This window comes from Streptomyces sp. NPDC017202 (assembly GCF_044331705.1).
Lineage (GTDB): Bacteria > Actinomycetota > Actinomycetes > Streptomycetales > Streptomycetaceae > Streptomyces.
The window spans coordinates 188,200-206,197 of sequence record NZ_JBIRNP010000001.1 but is presented as its reverse complement, the minus strand read 5'-3'; the positions used below and the strand labels follow the sequence as shown (position 1 = coordinate 206,197).

General features: G+C 72.0%; 19 protein-coding genes and 1 pseudogene. 9 read left to right on the top strand and 11 right to left on the bottom strand.

Going from position 1 to position 17,998, the window contains the following annotated elements; genetic code table 11:
- Nucleotides 1-21: 21 nt before the first annotated feature.
- Nucleotides 22-438, bottom strand: coding sequence for an ATP-binding protein (locus tag ACH4N1_RS00920; RefSeq protein ID WP_398093542.1), 417 nt, complete (start codon nucleotides 436-438; stop codon nucleotides 22-24).
- Nucleotides 435-659 (bottom strand): hypothetical protein, encoded by a 225-nt coding sequence (locus tag ACH4N1_RS00915; RefSeq protein ID WP_398093541.1) that lies wholly within the window; start codon nucleotides 657-659, stop codon nucleotides 435-437. The genes ACH4N1_RS00920 and ACH4N1_RS00915 overlap by 4 nt, the downstream gene beginning before the upstream one ends.
- 112 nt (nucleotides 660-771) lie before the next feature.
- Here ACH4N1_RS00915 and ACH4N1_RS00910 point away from each other — a divergent pair, with 112 nt between their 5' ends.
- Together ACH4N1_RS00910 and ACH4N1_RS00905 are read left to right on the top strand one after the other, a co-directional pair.
- Complete coding sequence (locus tag ACH4N1_RS00910) at nucleotides 772-1,635, top strand: Scr1 family TA system antitoxin-like transcriptional regulator (RefSeq protein ID WP_398093539.1); 864 nt, start codon at nucleotides 772-774, stop codon at nucleotides 1,633-1,635.
- Nucleotides 1,607-1,885, top strand: coding sequence for a DUF397 domain-containing protein (locus ACH4N1_RS00905; protein ID WP_398093537.1), 279 nt, complete (start codon nucleotides 1,607-1,609; stop codon nucleotides 1,883-1,885). The genes ACH4N1_RS00910 and ACH4N1_RS00905 overlap by 29 nt, the downstream gene beginning before the upstream one ends.
- Before the next feature lie 49 nt (nucleotides 1,886-1,934).
- Here the strand turns inward: ACH4N1_RS00905 and ACH4N1_RS00900 are convergent, their stop codons facing one another.
- The 3 genes from ACH4N1_RS00900 to ACH4N1_RS00890 form a co-directional block, all read right to left on the bottom strand.
- Complete coding sequence (locus ACH4N1_RS00900) at nucleotides 1,935-3,980, bottom strand: NAD(+) synthase (protein WP_398093536.1); 2,046 nt, start codon at nucleotides 3,978-3,980, stop codon at nucleotides 1,935-1,937.
- Between the two features lie 285 nt (nucleotides 3,981-4,265).
- Nucleotides 4,266-4,880 (bottom strand): DUF305 domain-containing protein, encoded by a 615-nt coding sequence (locus ACH4N1_RS00895; protein ID WP_398093534.1) that lies wholly within the window; start codon nucleotides 4,878-4,880, stop codon nucleotides 4,266-4,268.
- Nucleotides 4,877-5,536 (bottom strand): DUF3105 domain-containing protein, encoded by a 660-nt coding sequence (locus ACH4N1_RS00890; protein ID WP_398093532.1) that lies wholly within the window; start codon nucleotides 5,534-5,536, stop codon nucleotides 4,877-4,879. The genes ACH4N1_RS00895 and ACH4N1_RS00890 overlap by 4 nt, the downstream gene beginning before the upstream one ends.
- Nucleotides 5,537-5,769: 233 nt before the next feature.
- On the opposite strand from ACH4N1_RS00890, the gene ACH4N1_RS00885 reads away from it, so the two are divergent.
- Nucleotides 5,770-6,204, top strand: coding sequence for an RrF2 family transcriptional regulator (locus ACH4N1_RS00885; protein WP_398093530.1), 435 nt, complete (start codon nucleotides 5,770-5,772; stop codon nucleotides 6,202-6,204).
- Between the two features lie 184 nt (nucleotides 6,205-6,388).
- On the opposite strand, the gene ACH4N1_RS00880 is transcribed toward ACH4N1_RS00885, so the two are convergent.
- Nucleotides 6,389-6,922: a DUF4232 domain-containing protein gene (locus ACH4N1_RS00880; protein WP_398093529.1), complete on the bottom strand. Its 534-nt coding sequence runs from the start codon at nucleotides 6,920-6,922 to the stop codon at nucleotides 6,389-6,391.
- A 321-nt stretch (nucleotides 6,923-7,243) separates the two neighbouring features.
- On the opposite strand from ACH4N1_RS00880, the gene ACH4N1_RS00875 reads away from it, so the two are divergent.
- Both ACH4N1_RS00875 and ACH4N1_RS00870 read left to right on the top strand, forming a co-directional pair.
- Entirely contained in the window at nucleotides 7,244-7,732 is a 489-nt protein-coding gene (locus ACH4N1_RS00875; protein WP_398093528.1) for a sortase, read from the top strand.
- A 157-nt stretch (nucleotides 7,733-7,889) separates the two neighbouring features.
- Nucleotides 7,890-8,594 (top strand): class F sortase, encoded by a 705-nt coding sequence (locus ACH4N1_RS00870; protein WP_398093526.1) that lies wholly within the window; start codon nucleotides 7,890-7,892, stop codon nucleotides 8,592-8,594.
- A 136-nt stretch (nucleotides 8,595-8,730) separates the two neighbouring features.
- Here the strand turns inward: ACH4N1_RS00870 and ACH4N1_RS00865 are convergent.
- Nucleotides 8,731-8,942 (bottom strand): annotated as a pseudogene (locus tag ACH4N1_RS00865) (hemin transporter); the annotation flags it as partial.
- Between the two features lie 232 nt (nucleotides 8,943-9,174).
- Between ACH4N1_RS00865 and glnA the strand changes: the two are divergent.
- The gene (gene glnA / locus ACH4N1_RS00860) at nucleotides 9,175-10,536 is read left to right on the top strand and encodes a type I glutamate--ammonia ligase (RefSeq protein WP_398093524.1); all 1,362 of its coding nucleotides are present in this window, start codon (nucleotides 9,175-9,177) and stop codon (nucleotides 10,534-10,536) included.
- Between the two features lie 51 nt (nucleotides 10,537-10,587).
- Nucleotides 10,588-10,749 (top strand): hypothetical protein, encoded by a 162-nt coding sequence (locus ACH4N1_RS00855; RefSeq protein WP_398093523.1) that lies wholly within the window; start codon nucleotides 10,588-10,590, stop codon nucleotides 10,747-10,749.
- Nucleotides 10,750-10,806: 57 nt separating this feature from the next.
- On the opposite strand, the gene ACH4N1_RS00850 is transcribed toward ACH4N1_RS00855, so the two are convergent.
- Nucleotides 10,807-11,256, bottom strand: coding sequence for a serine hydrolase (locus ACH4N1_RS00850; RefSeq protein WP_398093522.1), 450 nt, complete (start codon nucleotides 11,254-11,256; stop codon nucleotides 10,807-10,809).
- A gap of 241 nt (nucleotides 11,257-11,497) precedes the next feature.
- Between ACH4N1_RS00850 and ACH4N1_RS00845 the strand changes: the two genes are divergently transcribed.
- Complete coding sequence (locus tag ACH4N1_RS00845) at nucleotides 11,498-11,848, top strand: helix-turn-helix domain-containing protein (RefSeq protein WP_398093521.1); 351 nt, start codon at nucleotides 11,498-11,500, stop codon at nucleotides 11,846-11,848.
- Between the two features lie 15 nt (nucleotides 11,849-11,863).
- On the opposite strand, the gene ACH4N1_RS00840 is transcribed toward ACH4N1_RS00845, so the two are convergent.
- Nucleotides 11,864-12,343, bottom strand: coding sequence for a VOC family protein (locus tag ACH4N1_RS00840; protein WP_398093519.1), 480 nt, complete (start codon nucleotides 12,341-12,343; stop codon nucleotides 11,864-11,866).
- A 170-nt stretch (nucleotides 12,344-12,513) separates the two neighbouring features.
- Here ACH4N1_RS00840 and ACH4N1_RS00835 point away from each other — a divergent pair, with 170 nt between their 5' ends.
- Entirely contained in the window at nucleotides 12,514-15,510 is a 2,997-nt protein-coding gene (locus ACH4N1_RS00835) for a bifunctional [glutamine synthetase] adenylyltransferase/[glutamine synthetase]-adenylyl-L-tyrosine phosphorylase (RefSeq protein ID WP_398093518.1), read from the top strand.
- A 161-nt stretch (nucleotides 15,511-15,671) separates the two neighbouring features.
- Here the strand turns inward: ACH4N1_RS00835 and ACH4N1_RS00830 are convergent, their stop codons facing one another.
- Both ACH4N1_RS00830 and ACH4N1_RS00825 read right to left on the bottom strand, forming a co-directional pair.
- Nucleotides 15,672-16,502 carry a phosphatase PAP2 family protein gene (locus tag ACH4N1_RS00830; RefSeq protein ID WP_398093516.1) on the bottom strand — a complete coding sequence of 277 codons (831 nt, stop codon included), beginning with the start codon at nucleotides 16,500-16,502 and terminating at the stop codon, nucleotides 15,672-15,674.
- A gap of 130 nt (nucleotides 16,503-16,632) precedes the next feature.
- Nucleotides 16,633-17,667, bottom strand: a complete 1,035-nt coding sequence (locus ACH4N1_RS00825) for a LacI family DNA-binding transcriptional regulator (RefSeq protein WP_398093515.1) — start codon at nucleotides 17,665-17,667, stop codon at nucleotides 16,633-16,635.
- Nucleotides 17,668-17,998 lie beyond the last annotated feature (331 nt).

Sequence of the window (17,998 nt, the reverse complement as noted above, 5' to 3'; positions counted from 1 at the left end):
AAGCCACAATTCCGGGTGCCCTCAGGGCCCTGCCGAAGTCGCGGCCCCGGCAGGTCCCTCCAGGACAGGCGTCTCCGGCCGGCGCCCCGGTACGGCCAGTTCGCACCAGACCGTCTTGTGGTCCGCTCCCTGGTCCACGCCCCAGCGCCGGGACAGCGCGTCGACCAGGGCCAGGCCGCGGCCGGACTCGGCGGTGCCGGTGGCCGACAGCAGGACGGGGAGGGCGCGGGCGTCGGGGTCGGTGACCTCGACGCGGGTGTGCCCGTGAGGGGTGCCGATGACGCGGACCGTCACCGGGGTGCCCTCGCCGAGGTGGTCGATGACGTTCGCCAGCAACTCCGTCGCGCACAGGAGGACGTCGAAGTCGAGTGCGCGCAGGTGGTGGCGCAGCTCGGGCACGGACTTCGGCGTGGCGAGCAGGTCGAGTTCGAAGGTCATCGCCCGGTCGCCGTCCCGCGCAGGGCGGTCGCGAGCGCCTGGGCCGTGGCGGTGTTGCAGTTCCCGAGCGCGACGAGGCCGGCGGGCGGCGCGTACGCACCGGCGAAGCTCGGCAGGTCCGCCCGCAGGGACGGCAGCGTGATGCCGTGCAGGGCGAGGGCGGTACGCAGGTTCTCGACGCAGAGGGTGACGTCGTAGGGGGTGGGGGAGCGGTCGGGCATGGGGGCGGCCACCTTCTGTGCGGTGTGTGACGAACTCCTCACAGAATGTCGCCGTGCTGGCTACGGTGGAAGGGGTCGCGCGTTCGCGACCGGTACGGCGGAAGGTGTGCGAGTGGCACGGCGCAAGGACATCGACGGCTCGATGAGCGTCCCGACGTTCTACGGCAAGGAGTTGAGGTGGAAGCGGGAGGCGGCGGGACTCTCGCTGGAGGGACTGCTCCAGGGCAGCTTCTACGGCAAGACCTACCTCAGCGACATCGAACGCGGCGAGCGCCGGATGCCGTTGGACCTGGCCCGGCACGTGGACCGGGCGCTGGGGACCGACGGGTTCTTCGAACGGCACTGTGAGGATGTGCGGAAGGCGCGGCGGGGGCCGCACGCCGCGTACTTCGAGAAGGCCCTGGAGGCCGAGAAGCACGCGGAGTCCATTGAGTTGTGGTCCCCCATCATTTTTCCGGGGCTGCTCCAGACCGCCCCCTACGCTCGGACACTGGTCCGGTCGGCGCACCTGGCGGTTCCCGATGAGTGGGTCGAGGAGAAGGTGATGGCCCGGCTCGCTCGTGCCCGCCTCTTCGAGGAGGATCACACCACCCCGGAGTACTGGGTGGTCCTGCATGAGTCGCTGGTCACGGACTCGATCCTTCCGCCACTGGAGATGGCCGAACAGCTGGACCGGGTCGTGGAGTTGGCAGAGCGACGGCGGATCACTCCGCAGATCATTCCGCGAACCTGTGGGGCGTATCCCCTGATGGCCGCCTCCATCATGGTCATGACCTTCCCGGACGCGCCCCCACTGATCTACACCGAGGCGTCCTACAGCGGTGACACCATCGACGATCCGGCCCTCGTGAGGCAGTACCGCAAGGCATACGATCGGCTCAGGGCCGTTGCGCTGTCACCAGAGACGTCCCTGGCCATGATCAGGGCAGCCGCAGAGGATTACCGAAATGACAAGCAACCGGATCGACTTGAGTGAAGCGCTCTGGTTCAGGAGCAGCTACAGCAACGGTGACGGCGGGGAGTGCGTCGAAGTAGCCACCGACTTCCCCGGCGCCGCCCTCTGGCGCAAGTCCAGCTACAGCAACGGCAGCGGCGGCGACTGCCTCGAAGTAGCCGACGACATCCCCGGCCTCGTCCCCGTCCGGGACTCCAAGGTCCCCCACGGCCCCGCCCTGCTCCTCGGTGCCGCCGCCTGGGCGCCCTTCGTCGCGTCGCTCAAGGGCTGAACCGGTGCCGGGGAGGAGTCCCCGGCCCCGGCCCCTCACCAGGGGGCTGTCAGCGTTCCGCCACCGCCTCGTCGACGCGGGCGAGGTCGCGCAACCAGGCCTCGGCCGAGCTGTCGGACGGTGCCCGCCAGTCGCCGCGCGGGGAGAGCGAACCGCCGGCCGACACCTTCGGCCCGTTCGGCATGGCCGAGCGCTTGAACTGCGCGAACGCGAAGAAGCGGCGGCAGAACACCTCCAGCCAGCGCCGGATCTCCGGCAGGTCGTACGCCACCCGCTTGGCCTCGGGGAAGCCCGGCGGCCAGGCGCCGCCCTCCGCGTCGTGCCAGGCGTGCCAGGCCAGGAAGGCGATCTTCGAGGGCCGGAAGCCGTAGCGCAGCACCTGGAACAGGGTGAAGTCGTGCAGCGCGTACGGGCCGATCCTGGACTCGGTGGACTGCATCTCCTCGCCCGGCACCAGCTCGGGGCTGATCTCGGTGTCGAGGATCGCGGTCAGCACCTCGCCGGTCTCCTCGTCGAACTGCTCGCTGCTGACGACCCAGCGGATCAGGTGCTGCATCAGCGTCTTCGGCACGCCCGAGTTGACGTTGTAGTGGCTCATCTGGTCGCCCACGCCGTACGTGGACCAGCCGAGCGCCAGCTCCGACAGGTCGCCGGTGCCCAGCACGATGCCGCCGCGCTGGTTGGCGAGCCGGAACAGGTAGTCGGTGCGCAGGCCCGCCTGCACGTTCTCGAAGGTGACGTCGTACACCGGCTCGCCGGAGGCGAAGGGGTGGCCCATCTCCTTCAGCATCAGCCGCGCGGTCGGCGTGATGTCCAGCTCGGCCGCCGTGACCCCGAGGGCCCGCATCAGCTTGTGGGCGTTGCCCTTGGTGTGGTCGCTGGTGGCGAAGCCGGGCAGGGTCCAGGCCAGGATGTCGCTGCGCGGCCGGCCCGCGCGGTCCATCGCGCGGGCGGCGACGATCAGCGCGTGCGTGGAGTCGAGACCCCCGGACACCCCGATGACGACTTTCGGGCCGCCGATCGAGGCCAGCCGCTGCTGGAGGCCGGCGACCTGGATGTTGTAGGCCTCGTAGCAGTCCAGGGCGAGCCGCTCGGCGTCGGCGGGCACGAACGGGAACCGCTCGACGCGCCGGCGCAGCCCCAGGTCGGCGACCGGCGGGGCGAGCGTGAAGGACACCGTCCGGAAGTCCCCGGTCCGCGCGGCGTGCGTACGCCGGTTCTCGTCGAACGTGCCCATCCGCATCCGCTCCTGCCGCAGCAGGTCGAGGTCCACGTCGGCCACCGCGTGACTCTCGCCGAGCGCGAAGCGGTCGGACTCCGCCAGCAGCGTCCCGTTCTCGTAGATGAGGGTCTGCCCGTCCCAGGACAGGTCGGTGGTCGACTCGCCGAGCCCGGCCGCCGCGTAGACGTACGCGGCGAGGCAGCGGGAGGACGCCGAGCGGCACAGCAGCTTGCGGTCCTCGGCCCTGCCGACCGTGATCGGGCTGCCCGAGAGGTTGACGAGGACGGTCGCGCCCGCCAGGGCGGCCTCGGCGCTCGGCGGCACCGGCACCCACATGTCCTCGCAGACCTCGGCGTGCAGCACAAGGCCGGGGACGTCCGCCGCCTCGAACAGCAGGTCCACGCCGAACGGTACGGCTTCCCCACCGACCCGGATCGTCCCGCCGCGCTCGTCGTCGCCCCCGGCGATCTGCCGGCGCTCGTAGAACTCGCGGTAGTTCGGCGGGTACGACTTGGGCACGACGCCGAGCACCCGGCCGCGGTGCACGACCACCGCGCAGTTGTAGACCCGGTTGCGGTGGCGCAGCGGGGCGCCGACGACCAGGACCGGCAGCAGTTCCGCCGACCCCGCCACCACCTCCGCCAGCGCCTCCTCGACCTGGTCGAGCAGCGCGTCCTGGAGCAGCAGGTCCTCGATGGAGTAGCCGCACAGCACCAGCTCGGGGAACACGGTGACGGCGACCCCCTCGTCGGCGCACCGGCGGGCCTGGCGCAGCACCGCTTCGGCGTTGGCGCGCGGGTCCGCGATGACGGTGTGGCCCGTGCACGCGGCGACGCGCGCGAAGCCGTGCTGGTAGATCGACCAGAAGTTCAACGGAGCTTCCTCGGGTGAAGGGGGCGGACACGGCGGACGAGCGCGCGGGGTCTCGCCGGCACAGGGCGGATTCCGGACACACGGGCAGTGTAATCGTCAGAGCGACGCGATGGGGGGTGCGGGGTGCGGGGCCGCTCCGCGCACAGCGCGAGGGGCGCGGGATCCGTGTTCCCGCGCCCCCTGGGTGCTGTTCTCCGGGGCCTGTACCGCACGCACCACGCGTCCCCCGGGGCCCTGCCGCGAAACGCCCCGGCAGCCGCGCCTCCGGGTCGGGCGGCCCGTGCCCTACGGGCGCGGTGCGGCCCCCCGTGCCGTGAGCATGTCGGACATCAGCCGGATCTCCGACTGCTGGGCCTCGACCATGCCCCGCGCGAGCCGCTTCTCCACGCCCACCGTGCACTTGTCGGCACAGCCCTCGGCCATGTGGACGCCGCCCCGGTGGTGGTCCGTCATCAGCTGGAGGTAGAAGATCTCGGCCTGCCTGCCGTTCAGCGTGCCGAGCTTCTCCATCTCGGTGTCGGTGGCCATGCCCGGCATCAGCGCCCCGTCCTCGCCGGAGGCCATGCCGGCCATGTCCATCCAGGCCATCGGCTCGTCCGAGGACACCTTGGGCAGCTTCCACAGGTCGAGCCAGCCGATCAGCATGCCGCGCTGGTTGGCCTGCGTCTGCGCGATGTCGTAGGCGAGCCGCCGCACCTCCTCGTCCTTCGTGCGGTCGCGCACGATGTACGACATCTCGACGGCCTGCTGGTGGTGCACCGCCATGTCCCGGGCGAAACCGGCGTCCGCGGATTCGGCGGAGGGCACCTCGGAGCCGTTGTCCCCGGCCACGGAGTAACTGATCGCCCCGGCGGCAACCAGCACCCCGGCCACGGCCACGGCGACGCCCGCGTACCTCACTTCGACAGACCGCCCGTGCACGCGGCGCCCGGCTCCGGGGTCTGCTCGCCCTGCACGTACTTCTGGAAGAACGTGTCCACGTTCGGGTCGCTCGCCCCGGTCACCGTCCGCTGGTGCCCCCAGGCGGTCAGCACGATCGGATCGGCCTGCTTGTCGTCCGGGCTCATCAGCGTGTACGGCGTCTTCTTCACCTTCGCCGCCAGCGCGTCCACGTCGGCCTTCGGCGCCTTGCTGTTGTACGTCACCCAGACCGCGCCGTGCTCCAGCGAGTGCACCGCGTTCATGTTGTTCAGGGCCTCGGTGTAGACGTCGCCGTCGCAGTTCATCCACACCTGGTTGTGGTCACCGCCGACCGGCGGCTCCATCGGGTAGCTGACCGTCTTGGTGACGTGGGTGCGGCCCAGCGTGCCCTTCCACGTCCTCACGCCGTCCGAGCCGGTGACGAAGCTGCCGGAGGTCTTGGCGTCGGCGGAGGGGGTGTCGTCCGACTGCGACCGCACGAGGAGCACGGTGCCGACGACGAGGGCGGCCACCACGAGGGTGCTCGCCGTGATCGTCAGGATCCGGTTGCGCCGCTCGCGCGACCGCTCGGCACGGCGCATCGCCTCTATGCGCGCCTGGCGCGCCGCGCTGATGTCCTTCTTGGCGGAACCCATGGGGCCTGTCCTTCTGGGAAAGGGGGCGGAACGGTCGGGGCGTGCGGGGCCTGCGAACGATCGCGGTGTCCGGGTGTCGTTCGATTCGTTCGGTTCCACTGATCGTAGTGCGGCAACCGGGTGAACCCCTAGGCAGGTCACGGCCAAGGGCGGGCGCGGGCGGCGCCGGGACGCCCCGCATAATCGGAGACCGAGATGCGCATTATGTGCGCGCCTCCTCTACCCTTCACTCCATGCGGCTCTTGCGATCCACCGACCTGGCACTGCGCGTGCTGATGCGGCTCGCGGTGGTGGACGGGACCACTCCGACGACCCGGGACGTGGCCGCCGCCATGGAGGTCCCGTACACCCACACGGCCAAGGTCGTCGCGGAACTCCAGCACATGGGCCTCCTGGAGGCCCGCCGCGGCCGGGGCGGCGGCCTCTCCCTGACGGAGAAGGGCCGTACGGCGTCGGTGGGCGCCGTGGTCCGCGCCTTCGAGGGCGACGGCGACGTCGTCGACTGCGAGGGCGCCACCCCCTGCCCCCTGAGCAGCGGCTGCCGCCTGCGCGGCGCCCTGCGCCGGGCCCAGGAGGCCTTCTACGCCTCGCTGGACCCGATCACGGTCTCCGACATCGTCGCGGCCCCGACGGGCCCGCTGCTGCTGGGGATCTCCGGGCGGGGCTGACGGGTCCGGCGGGTCCGCCGTGGCGGGCCGCGCCGACCGGACCCCCGCCGGGCGCATCGGCACGCGGCCTGGGCGGCCGGCGGGCCTCCGGCCCGCCGGCCGGTTCGCGGGTTTCAGCCCGTTCCGGAGCTCCCGCGGTGGCCGCGTCCGCCTCCGAAGGGAGGCTCAGCGGCCGTCCGGTCGGTCACAGCCCGACCGGGTCGAGGTAGGTGGCCGGGTGGGTGGCGCCGTCCTGCTTGAGGATCTGGCCCCCGAACGGCCACTTCAGGGTGAAGGCCTCCGTCTCGTCCGGCGGGGTCACCAGGAACTTCGACGGGACGAACTTCTCCGTCTGCGGCGTGGACGCGGCCACGGGGAGCAGGGTGATGCCGAAGTCCACCGTGTCCCCCTGCTCCAGGGTCATCTTCACGGGCTTCTTGGAGGAGCGCGCCAGCGACCAGGTCCCGTCGGTCTTCTGCGCGCCGACCATGTCGACACCGGCGAAGCCGGACAGGGTGCAGGTCCGCTCGCTCCGGTTGGTGAACCAGACGTACGCCCGGGTCTGCTTCTCGCTCTGCCCCATCTCCGGCTTCGCGTCGTCCCCCAGGGCGAAGCCGGCCTTCAGGTCGGCGGTGTGGCAGCGGGTCGGTCCGGCGGCGGCCGAGGCCGGTGCGGCGGTGACGGCGGCACCGGCGACGACGGCGGCCGCAAGGGCCATGGCGGTGAGCTTGCTGTTCATGAAGTGTCGGGTTCCCCTCGCGTACGGATCGGCGCGCGGGTCAGTGCGCGCCTGCGTACCTGAAGATGCGCGATGCCCGGGGGAGGTTCGGCGCGCTGTAGGACGTTTTCCGCCATCGTTCCCGCCATCGTTCGCGCCATCGTCCCCGCGACGGAGCCCCGGGCCCGGGCCCGGCCCCTCCCGGGGGGCGCCGGGTAAGCCTGCCGGGTGAAACCTCTGTCCAACTGCCACGTCGCGGAGGTGACGAGGCGTTAATCGTTTTATCAGTAGAGGCAAGAGGCGCCGTAAGGCAGACCTGACGAAGCTTCACTGGAGGACCCCTTGGGCAACACACGCATCGGCGTAGGCATCGGACTGGTGGTCGGTGCCCTGGCGCTGCAGATCCCGGTCGCCGCGGCCGACGACTCGAGTCTCCACATCCGCTCGCGGGCGGGTTCTTCCGGCTCCACGGTCACCGTCAGCACCGACGCCTGCGGCGCGGACGTGACCTACGGCAAGGGCGAGTCCGAGCTGGCGGGGGCGTTCCACCTCTTCGAGGGCGAGCGCAAGGGCGTGCTCACCGGCCGGTTCACGGTGCCGGCCGGGACCGGGGCCACCACCGACACCGTCACCGTCAAATGCCCGCCGCGGATCAAGCTCACGGACTCCTACACGCTGACGTCGCGTCAGCCCAACGGCGCCGTCGAGGCCGGCTTCGGGGACTCCGGCAACACGGCCGGACAGCTCGCCCTGGGCGGGGCGCTGCTGGCCGCGGGTGCCGCCGGCTGGCTGGTGCGAGCGCGTCACCGCGCGCACGCGAACCGCGCCTGACCGCCCACGCACCACCCCACCGGCTCGCGGTGTCCCCTTCATCCGGCTCACCGGGCTCACCGGGCTCACCGGGCTCACCGGGCTCACCGGGCTCACCGGGAACCGCGCGGCACGGCCGTCCGTCTCTCCCCCGTCGTCAGCGAGAGGCTCGAACCCGATGGCTCCCGGCCACCCCACCCGCGCTTCCACGCCCTCGTACATCCCTTCGACGAAACTCCTGGCCTGGACAGTGGTGACAGGCACGCTGCTGGTGACCGGTGCGCTGCGCGACGGGCAGCCACCGCAGCCTTCGGCGGGCCAGGCCTTCTCCGCCCCGGCAGCCCCCACCGCCGACCCGACCGCCCCGGCGACTCCCACCGCCGGCTCCACCGCCCCGGCAGCAGGTCCGGCCGTCCGGCCTCTGCGGCCCTCACCACCCGTGCGACTCAGGATCCCCGCCATCGGCGTGGACGCGCCGATGGGCGAACTGCGCCTCGACGCGTCGGGGGCACTCCAGCCCCCACCGGCCGACGCCCCCGGCCTCGTCGGCTGGTACGGCGGGGGCACGCCCCCCGGATCCGCCGGGACGGCCGTCACCACCGGACACGTGGACCTGCCCACCGGCGCCCCCGGGGTCTTCTACGGCCTCGGCTCCGTCGCCAAGGGCCACACGGTCGAGGTCGACCGGGCGGACCGGCGCACGGCCGTCTTCACCGTCGACGCCGTGGAGGTCTACGACAAGGAACGATTTCCCGACGACAAGGTCTACGGCAGTTCCGGCCGGGCCGAACTGCGCGTGATCACCTGCGGAGGCGGTTACACCGAGCGCACCGGATACCAGGGCAACGTCGTCGTCTACGCAACGCTCACCGCGGTGAGGTAGGCGGCCGCCGTCGGGTCGGCCCGGACCTCGCCCCGTCCTCGTCCACGCGCTCGTCCGCACGCCGGAGGGAAGCCCCCGGACCGCTGATCACGAGATCACGGGTCCGTGGTGCTCCCCTCCGGGCCGCGGGCCGCCGTCAGGCCGCCGCCGGCCACAGGTCCGGGCCGAACACCTCGTAGTGCGCGTCCGCCGGGGCGACCCCTTCTCGATCGGCTGGGCCCCGACCGCGCGCATGAACGGCAGCGGGCCGCACGGGTACGCGCGCGTACCGGGCGGGACCGGGACGTCCGTGAGGTCGGCGAGGCCGGTGCGGGCACCCTCGGGGGCGTCCTGCTCGTACCAGAGGTGGACCCCGCCTCGGGGTGGAGGGGGCCGGGCGTTACGGATGTCGGTGCGAACAGGCAAGATGGGCGGGGAGCGGTACACCTGCCGCACGCGAGGCGTTCACCCCGGGGTCGGTCTCACGATCAAGGTGCGCAACGCGCATGAAATGGTGTTGTGGTGGGATGCTCAGGTGCCCGACCGCCTCCCGCGATGCGGGAGACAGGCAGCCTGACCGGCAAGGATGGGGAAGCGGAAGATGGACAAGCAGCAGGAGTTCGTGCTCCGGACGTTGGAGGAGCGCGACATCCGGTTCGTACGCCTGTGGTTCACGGACGTGCTGGGCTTCCTCAAGTCCGTCGCCGTGGCCCCGGCCGAACTCGAACAGGCGTTCGACGAAGGCATCGGCTTCGACGGCTCCGCCATCGAGGGCTTCGCCCGGGTGTACGAGTCCGACATGATCGCCAAGCCGGACCCCTCCACCTTCCAGGTCCTGCCCTGGCGCGCGGAGGCCCCCGGCACCGCCCGCATGTTCTGCGACATCCTCATGCCGGACGGCTCCCCGTCCTTCGCCGACCCGCGGTACGTCCTCAAGCGTGCCCTGGCCCGCGCCTCCGACCTGGGCTTCACCTTCTACACCCATCCCGAGATCGAGTTCTTCCTGCTGAAGGACCGCCCCCTCGACGGCTCGCGTCCCACCCCCGCCGACAACTCCGGCTACTTCGACCACACCCCGCAGAACATCGGCATGGACTTCCGCCGCCAGGCGATCACCATGCTGGAGTCGATGGGCATCTCGGTCGAGTTCTCCCACCACGAGGGCGGCCCCGGCCAGCAGGAGATCGACCTGCGGTACGCCGACGCGCTCTCCACGGCCGACAACATCATGACGTTCCGCCTGGTGATGAAGCAGGTCGCGCTGGAGCAGGGCGTCCAGGCGACCTTCATGCCGAAGCCGTTCTCCGAGCACCCCGGCTCCGGCATGCACACCCACCTCTCCCTCTTCGAGGGCGACCGCAACGCCTTCTACGAGTCCGGCTCCGAGTACCAGCTCTCCAAGGTCGGCCGCTCCTTCATCGCGGGCCTGCTGAAGCACGCGGCGGAGATCTCGGCCGTGACCAACCAGTGGGTCAACTCCTACAAGCGCATCTGGGGCGGCTCCGAGCGCACCGCCGGCGCGGGCGGCGAGGCTCCCTCGTACATCTGCTGGGGCCACAACAACCGCTCGGCCCTGGTCCGCGTCCCGATGTACAAGCCCGGCAAGACCGGCTCGGCCCGCATCGAGGTCCGCTCCCTCGACTCCGGCGCCAACCCCTACCTGGCCTACGCCATGCTGCTGGCCGCCGGCCTCAAGGGCGTCGAGGAGGGCTACGAGCTGCCCCCGGGCGCCGAGGACGACGTGTGGGCCCTCTCCGACGCCGAGCGCCGCGCGATGGGCATCGAGCCCCTCCCGCAGAACCTCGGCGAGGCCCTGACCCTGATGGAGCGCAGCGACCTGGTCGCCGAGACCCTCGGCGAGCACGTCTTCGACTTCTTCCTGCGCAACAAGAAGCAGGAGTGGGAGGAGTACCGCTCCGAGGTCACCGCCTTCGAGCTGCGGAAGAGCCTGCCGGTGCTGTAGGGGCAGGTCGGGGCGGGTGCCCCGCTGGAACGGGCTGTGGGGCCGACGGTCATGGACCGCCGGCCCCACAGCGTCTCGCTCAGGCAGGGGGGCCGGGGACTGCACACCCCGCTTGGCCAGGAGTCCGCGTATCTCTTCTGCGGCCCTGGTGACGGTGGAGCGGTCGACGCCGAACGGCAGCCCGAGGACGGCGTGCGGGAGATCATGCCGTAGCTGAATCAGGTGAGACCACCAGCGGGAACGTGTCATCCGCTGCCACGCACCAACTCGTCAGGAAACCTTCCCGTTTCCCTTGAGGATCTCCACACCCGCCCGATCCGTACCCTCCGGCGGGGCGTTGAGGCGGTGGATCATCACCCAGCGGCCGTCGTCCGTCGCTCCGGTGAAGACCGAGGCGTGGCGTGCGGCCCCGTTGTGCCAGTGCAGGGGTCCTGCCGTCTGCCAGCTCGGGGCGGGATCTCCCAGTCGGCGCTCCACCAAGAGGCGTACCACCAGGTCGGCTGCCGCACGGGGCGTGGCCCACAGTCCTCCCGCCGGCAGGATCGCGCCGGCCATCGTCCATGGCCTGCGGGGCCGTCCCAGGAGTCCCGGGGGCAGCAGGCGTCGGCCGGGATCGGGGTTCGCGGTGATCTCCGTGAGATCCAGCGGCCGCAGGACGTACTCGGTCACCAGTTCCTCGTACGTCGCCCCGGATGCCGCGGTCAGGGCTGCGCCGAGCACGGCGTAGCCGAGGTTGGAGTACTCCTCCTCCTGTCCGGGGGGGGGGCCGCCCGGCGAGCGTGTCGAGGCGGGGCAGCAGCCGGTCCAGTGCGGGCCGGTCGAACGCCGCGTACGGGTCCCGGCGGGAGAGGCGGCCGGGTGGCAGGCGGGGAACTGGGATCGTTGGTACCGCGACAACGTTCCTCTGGCTGAACGGCTTTACTACGACTACACCGGTGGCACGGAGGACTGAGGAGTAAGCATGCCCAAGAAGGTCCCGCAGGACTGGGAGACCCTGGAGCAGGAGCTGTACTCGGCCGGTGTGGATCCCGCCGAGGTGGAAGCGGGATCGCGTCGTCTGCTGGCAGAAGCCCGTGGTCGTCAACTCGCCGAGGCGCGCCATCAGTACGGGCTGGCACAGAGGGATGTGGCTGTTCGTATGGGGGTGAGCATCGCTCGCGTGTCCCAGATCGAGCACGGCGAGGTCGCCACTCTTGATGTCATCGCACGTTACGTCGAGGCGCTCGGCGGCAGGCTGGACCTGGTCGCCGACTTCGGTGACCACACGCTGCGGATGCCGGCAAGCGGTGACCAGGGCGGCGCGGCGGCGTAGTCGGCAGGGGCCCGGCTACTCCGGCCGCCGTCCGGCCAGGTCCGCGAGGACCTGGTGCAGGGGTTCCGTCGCGCGGCGGCGGTACTCCTGGATGGCCCAGCCTCCCCCACTCTCGAACTCCGCTCGAGCGGGGGGACCCCCACCGTCGGGGTCCTTGAAGTACATGAAGGTGGCGCCGTCCCGCGGGGCGAACTGCTGCGGCTCGCTCACCTCCAGGCCGCGGGCGGTCAGCTCCGCGTGGGCCGCCTTCGCGTCCGTCACGCACAGCTGCATCCCGTGGTACGTCCCCGGGCTCGGCGTGCCCGTCGGGATCTGCATTCCGTCCACCAGGGCGATCGAGCAGCCCGAGCCGGGCGGGGTGAGCTGGACGATCCGTACGCCGTCCATCACCTCGCCGTCGAGGTCCACGTGGAAGCCGACCTTGTCCCGGTAGAACTCCTTGGCCCGGTCCACGTCGGACACCGGCAACAGGATGACTTCGAGGGTCATGTCCATGGAGCAACTCCTTCGTCGCGACCGTCACGCATGCCGTACGGCCGTCCCGGGCAGCCCCCGAGGCACATGGCCGCCCCCCACACAACCCGAAACCCGGCCGGGGCGCCACCACGTCGACGCGGGTTACGCTCGAGTCCGTACGACCTTGATCGCAGCGGAGGAGGCCGGGGATGACGGGGCCGGGGCGCAGGAGCAGCACCTTCACGCGACTGCTGCGGCACGGTTTCACCGATGCCTCCGCCGCCGAACGCCTCCTGGACGGCGCCGAGCTGTCCCCGGTGCGCGACGACCCCGTGCTGCTGGAGGCCCTCGGCCGCACCGCCGACCCCGACCTCGCCCTGCGGGGACTCGTCCGGCTGCTGGAGGCGCAGCCCGGTGCGGCCGCCCGGCGCGAGCTGATCGACACCGTGATAGCCGCCAAGCCGCTGCGCGACCGGCTGCTCGGGGTCCTCGGCGCCTCCGCCGCCCTCGCCGACCACCTCGCCCGGCACCCCCGGGACTGGGAGGCCCTGGTCACCTACGAGCCGAGCGACCTGCACCCCGGGGTGGAGGAGTTCGAACGCGGACTCGCCGGGGCCGACGACCCGGTCTCGCTGCGGATCGCCTACCGGCGCTGCCTGCTGTCCATCGCCGCCCGCGACGTGTGCGGGACCACCGATCTGGCCGAGACCGCCGCCGAACTGGCCGATCTGGCCACCGCCACGCTCCGGGCCGCCCTCGGTCTCGCCCGGGCCGCCGCCCCCGACGACGCCGCGCTGTGCCGGCTCGCGGTGATCGCGATGGGCAAGTGCGGCGGACACGAGCTGAACTACGTCTCCGACGTCGACGTCATCTTCGTGGGCGAGGCCCTCGACGGGGCCGACGAGGGCAAGGCGCTGCGCGCCGCCACCAAGCTGGCCTCGCACATGATGCGGATCTGCTCGGAGACCACCGTCGAGGGGTCCATCTGGCCCGTCGACGCCAACCTGCGGCCCGAGGGCCGCAACGGCCCTCTGGTGCGGACGCTCAGCAGCCATCTCGCCTACTACCGGCGCTGGGCCAAGACCTGGGAGTTCCAGGCCCTGCTGAAGGCCCGCCCGGTCGCCGGTGACCTCGCCCTGGGCGCGGAGTACGTCGCCACCGTCGAGCCGCTGGTGTGGCAGGCCGCCGAGCGGGAGAACTTCGTCGCCGACGTCCAGAAGATGCGGCGGCGGGTCGTCGAGAACATCCCCGTCGCCGAGGTCGAGCGCGAACTCAAGCTCGGGCCGGGCGGCCTGCGGGACGTCGAGTTCGCCGTACAGCTGCTCCAGCTGGTGCACGGGCGGGCCGACGCGTCGCTGCGCAGCGGCACCACCCTCGACGCCCTGCGGGCGCTCGCCGCCGGCGGCTACGTCGGGCGGACCGACGCCGTCCAGCTCGACGACGCCTACCGGTTCCTGCGGTCCATGGAGCACCGGATCCAGCTCCACCAGCTGCGCCGCACCCACCTCGTCCCCGAGGCCGAGGGCGACCAGCGGCGGCTCGGACGGTCCCTCGGGCTGCGGACCGATCCGGTGGCCGAGCTGAACCGCGAGTGGAAGCGGCACGCCGCCGTCGTCCGGCGGCTGCACGAGAAGCTGTTCTACCGGCCGCTGCTGGACGCGGTGGCCCAGCTCCCCTCCGGCGAGGCGCGGCTGAGCACCGCGGCCGCCCGCGAGCGGCTCGTCGCGCTCGGCTACGCCGACCCGGCCGCGGCCCTGCGGCACCTGGAGGCGCTGGCGTCCGGGGTGACCCGCAAGGCGGCGATCCAGCGGACCCTGCTGCCGGTGCTGCTCGGCTGGTTCGCCGACTCCGCCGACCCGGACGCCGGACTGCTCAACTTCCGCAAGGTGTCGGACGCGCTGGGGAAGACGCCCTGGTACCTGCGGCTGCTGCGCGACGAGGGCGCGGCCGCGGAGAACCTGGCACGGGTCCTGTCGGCGGGGCGGCTCGCGCCCGACCTGCTGATGCGGGCGCCCGAGGCCGTCGCGCTGCTCGGGGACGGCGACGGGGGCGGGCTGGCGCCGCGCGGCCGGGCCCACCTGGAGCAGGAGATCCTCGCCGCGGTCGGTCGCGCGGACGGCGCCGTGCAGGGCGTCACCGCGGCGCGCGGGGTGCGGCGCCGGGAGCTGTTCCGTACGGCCGCCGCGGACATCGTCGCCTCCTACGGCACGGAGGCGCAGCCCGTCGAGGCCGACCGGGGCGCCCTCGTCGACCTGGTCGGCGGGGCCGTCTCCGACCTCACCGCGGCCACCCTGGCCGGCACCCTGCGGGCCGTGGTGCGGGAAGGCTGGGGCGACACGCTGCCCACCCGGTTCGCGATCATCGGCATGGGGCGGTTCGGGGGGCACGAGCTGGGCTACGGGTCCGACGCGGACGTGCTGTTCGTGCACGAACCCCGCGAGGGGGCCGACGAGCAGGAGGCCGGGCGGGCGGCCAACACGGTCGTCGCCGAGATGCGGCGGCTGCTGCAGGTGCCCAGTGCCGATCCGCCGCTGCTCGTCGACGCCGACCTGCGGCCGGAGGGGAAGTCCGGGCCGCTGGTGCGGACGCTGAACTCGTACGCGGCCTACTACCGGCGGTGGTCGCTGGGGTGGGAGTCGCAGGCGTTGCTGCGGGCCGAACCGGTGGCCGGGGACGAGGAGCTGGGGCGGCGGTTCGTCGAGCTGATCGACCCGCTGCGGTATCCGCCGGCCGGGCTCGGGGACGACGCGGTGCGCGAGATCCGGCGGCTGAAGGCGCGGATGGAGTCGGAGCGGATGCCGCGCGGGGCCGATCCCAAGCTGCACACCAAGCTGGGGCCGGGCGGTCTGTCGGACGTCGAGTGGACCGTGCAGTTGCTGCAGCTGCGGTACGGGGCGCGGGAGCCGGGGCTGCGGACCACGCGCACCCGCGCGGCGCTGACCGCCGCCCGGGACTGCGGGCTGCTGTCGGAGGAGGACGCGGCGACGCTCGACGAGGCCTGGGTGCTGGCCACCAGGGTGCGCAACGCGGTGATGCTGGTCCGGGGGCGGGCGGGGGACACCTTCCCCTCCGATCCCCGCGAGCTGGCCGCCGTGGGACGGTACCTGGGGTACGGGCCCGGTCATGTGGGGGACATGCTGGACGACTACCGGCGGACCGGGCGGCTGGCCCGGCAGGTCGTGGACGCGCTGTTCTACGGCGCGTGACGGCTTGCGCGGGCACCCGGCACCGGAGAGGACGAGCCGCCGGGGCGGTCCCGCGGGAGCGGGGCGGGCGGCCGCCGGGACGGCCCCGCCCGGTGCACGGGTGCCGTCGGCCGACGGGCCGCGGAGACGGCGGCCCGCGGAGACGCCGGCCCGCCGTGCGACTACGGTCTCGGCGGTGGGTGCCGCGGCAGGGCGTGCGGCAGGGCGCCGTACCAGACGCGGGCCACCGCGTAGCCGAAGGCCAGGCAGACGAGGCCGCCCACCGCGTCCAGCCAGAAGTGGTTGGCGGTGGCGACGATGACGACCAGGGTGGCCACCGGGTAGAGCAGGCCCAGGACGCGCACCCAGGGGACCGCGGCCAGGGCGAAGATCGTCAGGCCGCACCACAGCGACCAGCCGATGTGCATGGAGGGCATCGCGGCGTACTGGTTCGACATGTTCTTGAGGTCGCCGGAGGCCATCGAGCCCCAGGTCTGGTGGACGACCACCGTGTCGATGAAGTCGTCGCCGTTCATCAGGCGGGGCGGGGCCAGCGGATACAGGTAGTAGCCGACCAGGGCCACGGCGGTGGTGGCGAACAGGGCGAGGCGGGTGGCCGCGTAGCGGCCGGGATGGAGACGGTAGAGCCAGACCAGCACGCCCAGGGTCAGCACGAAATGCAGCGTGGCGTAGTAGTAGTTCATGCCGACGATGAGCCAAGTGACCGAGTTGACCGTGCGGTTGACGGACTCCTCGACGGCGATGGCCAGGTGGTGCTCCATCCGCCAGATCCAGTCGGCGTTGCGCAGGGCCTCGGTCCGCTGCTCCGGGACCGCGTTGCGGATCTGTGAGTACGTCCAGTAACTCACCGCGATCAGCAGGACCTCGAACCACAGGCGCGGGCGGCGCGGAGTGCGCAGCCGCTGCAACCGGCCAGGGCGCTGCGGGGCCGTGACAGGCCCCGAGACGGCCTGGTCATGGCCTTCCAGAGACGTCACGGTCGATTCACCCATGGACACAGAGTCTGCCAGAAAAGCCTTCTCCTCCGATCATCCCCTGGTCCTATACGGCCCGCATGTTCTCCCCTCCCCGGGACCCCCGGGGACACGGCGGACGTACCGCCCGAACGCGGACGTATGCGCCCTACGGACGGCTCCGGTCACCCGGCGCCGAGGCCGTCGAGCCGCGGACCACCAGCTCCGGCATGAACACGAACTCGCTGTGCGGGGCCGGCGTACCGCCGATCTCCTCCAGCAGGGTGCGCACCGCGGCCTGCCCCATCGCGGGGACCGGCTTGCGGACCGTCGTCAGGGGCGGGTCGGTGAAGGCGATCAGGGGGGAGTCGTCGAATCCGACGACGGAGATGTCGTGGGGGACGGACAGGTCGCGCTGGCGGGCCGCCCTTATCGCGCCGAGGGCCATCATGTCGCTGGCGCAGACCACCGCCGTGCAGTCGCGGTCGATGAGTGCCATGGTGGCGGCCTGGCCGCCCTCCAGCGTGTAGAGGGAGTGCTGGACCAGCTCCTGCCCGACCGTCTCCGCGCTCAGCCCGAGGCTCTCCTGCATGGCGCGGACGAAGCCCTCGATCTTGCGCTGCACCGGGACGAAGCGCTTCGGGCCGAGGGCCAGGCCGATCCGGGTGTGGCCCAGGGACGCGAGGTGGGTGACCGCCAGGGACATCGCCGCCCGGTCGTCGGGGGAGATGAACGGCGCCTGCACCTTGGGCGAGAAGCCGTCGACGAGGACGAAGGGGACGCCCTGCGCGCGCAGCTGCTCGTAGCGCTGCATGTCGGCGGTGGTGTCCGCGTGCAGGCCGGAGACGTAGATGATGCCGGCGACCCCGCGGTCCACCAGCATCTCGGTCAGCTCGTCCTCGGTGGAGCCGCCCGGGGTCTGGGTGGCGAGCACCGGGGTGTAGCCCTGGCGGGTCAGTGCCTGGCCGATGACCTGGGCCAGGGCCGGGAATATGGGGTTCTCCAGCTCGGGCGTGATCAGGCCGACCAGGCCGGCGCTGCGCTGGCGCAGGCGGACGGGGCGCTCGTAGCCCAGGACGTCCAGAGCGGCGAGCACGGACTGGCGGGTGGTGGCGGCGACGCCGGGCTTCCCGTTGAGGACGCGGCTGACGGTCGCTTCGCTCACCCCCGCCTGCGCGGCGATGTCGGCAAGCCGTGTGGTCACAGGGTTGGACTGTACCGGCCAGGTGTCCCCTTGCACACCAAACGGGCGCCGCGGGCGACCTGTTGGACGGCCCCGGCCCGGCTGCTGCGTCATCGCGCTCCCTCGTGAAAGTGATGGCAAGAGCTTGCAGAGTCTTGCACAACCCGCCTCTGACCGCTCCACCGTTGAAAACAAGCGTCTCATGACGGTCGCCGAGAGGTCACGCCCGAATAACTTCGGAGATCCCTTGCCCTTCTTTTCTGCAAGGTCTTTCGCAATGCTTACATCGCTGTTACGTTCTGGACGCCCGACGGCGGCAATGGCGCGGTCGGCAAGTCGACAGGGGCGGCGG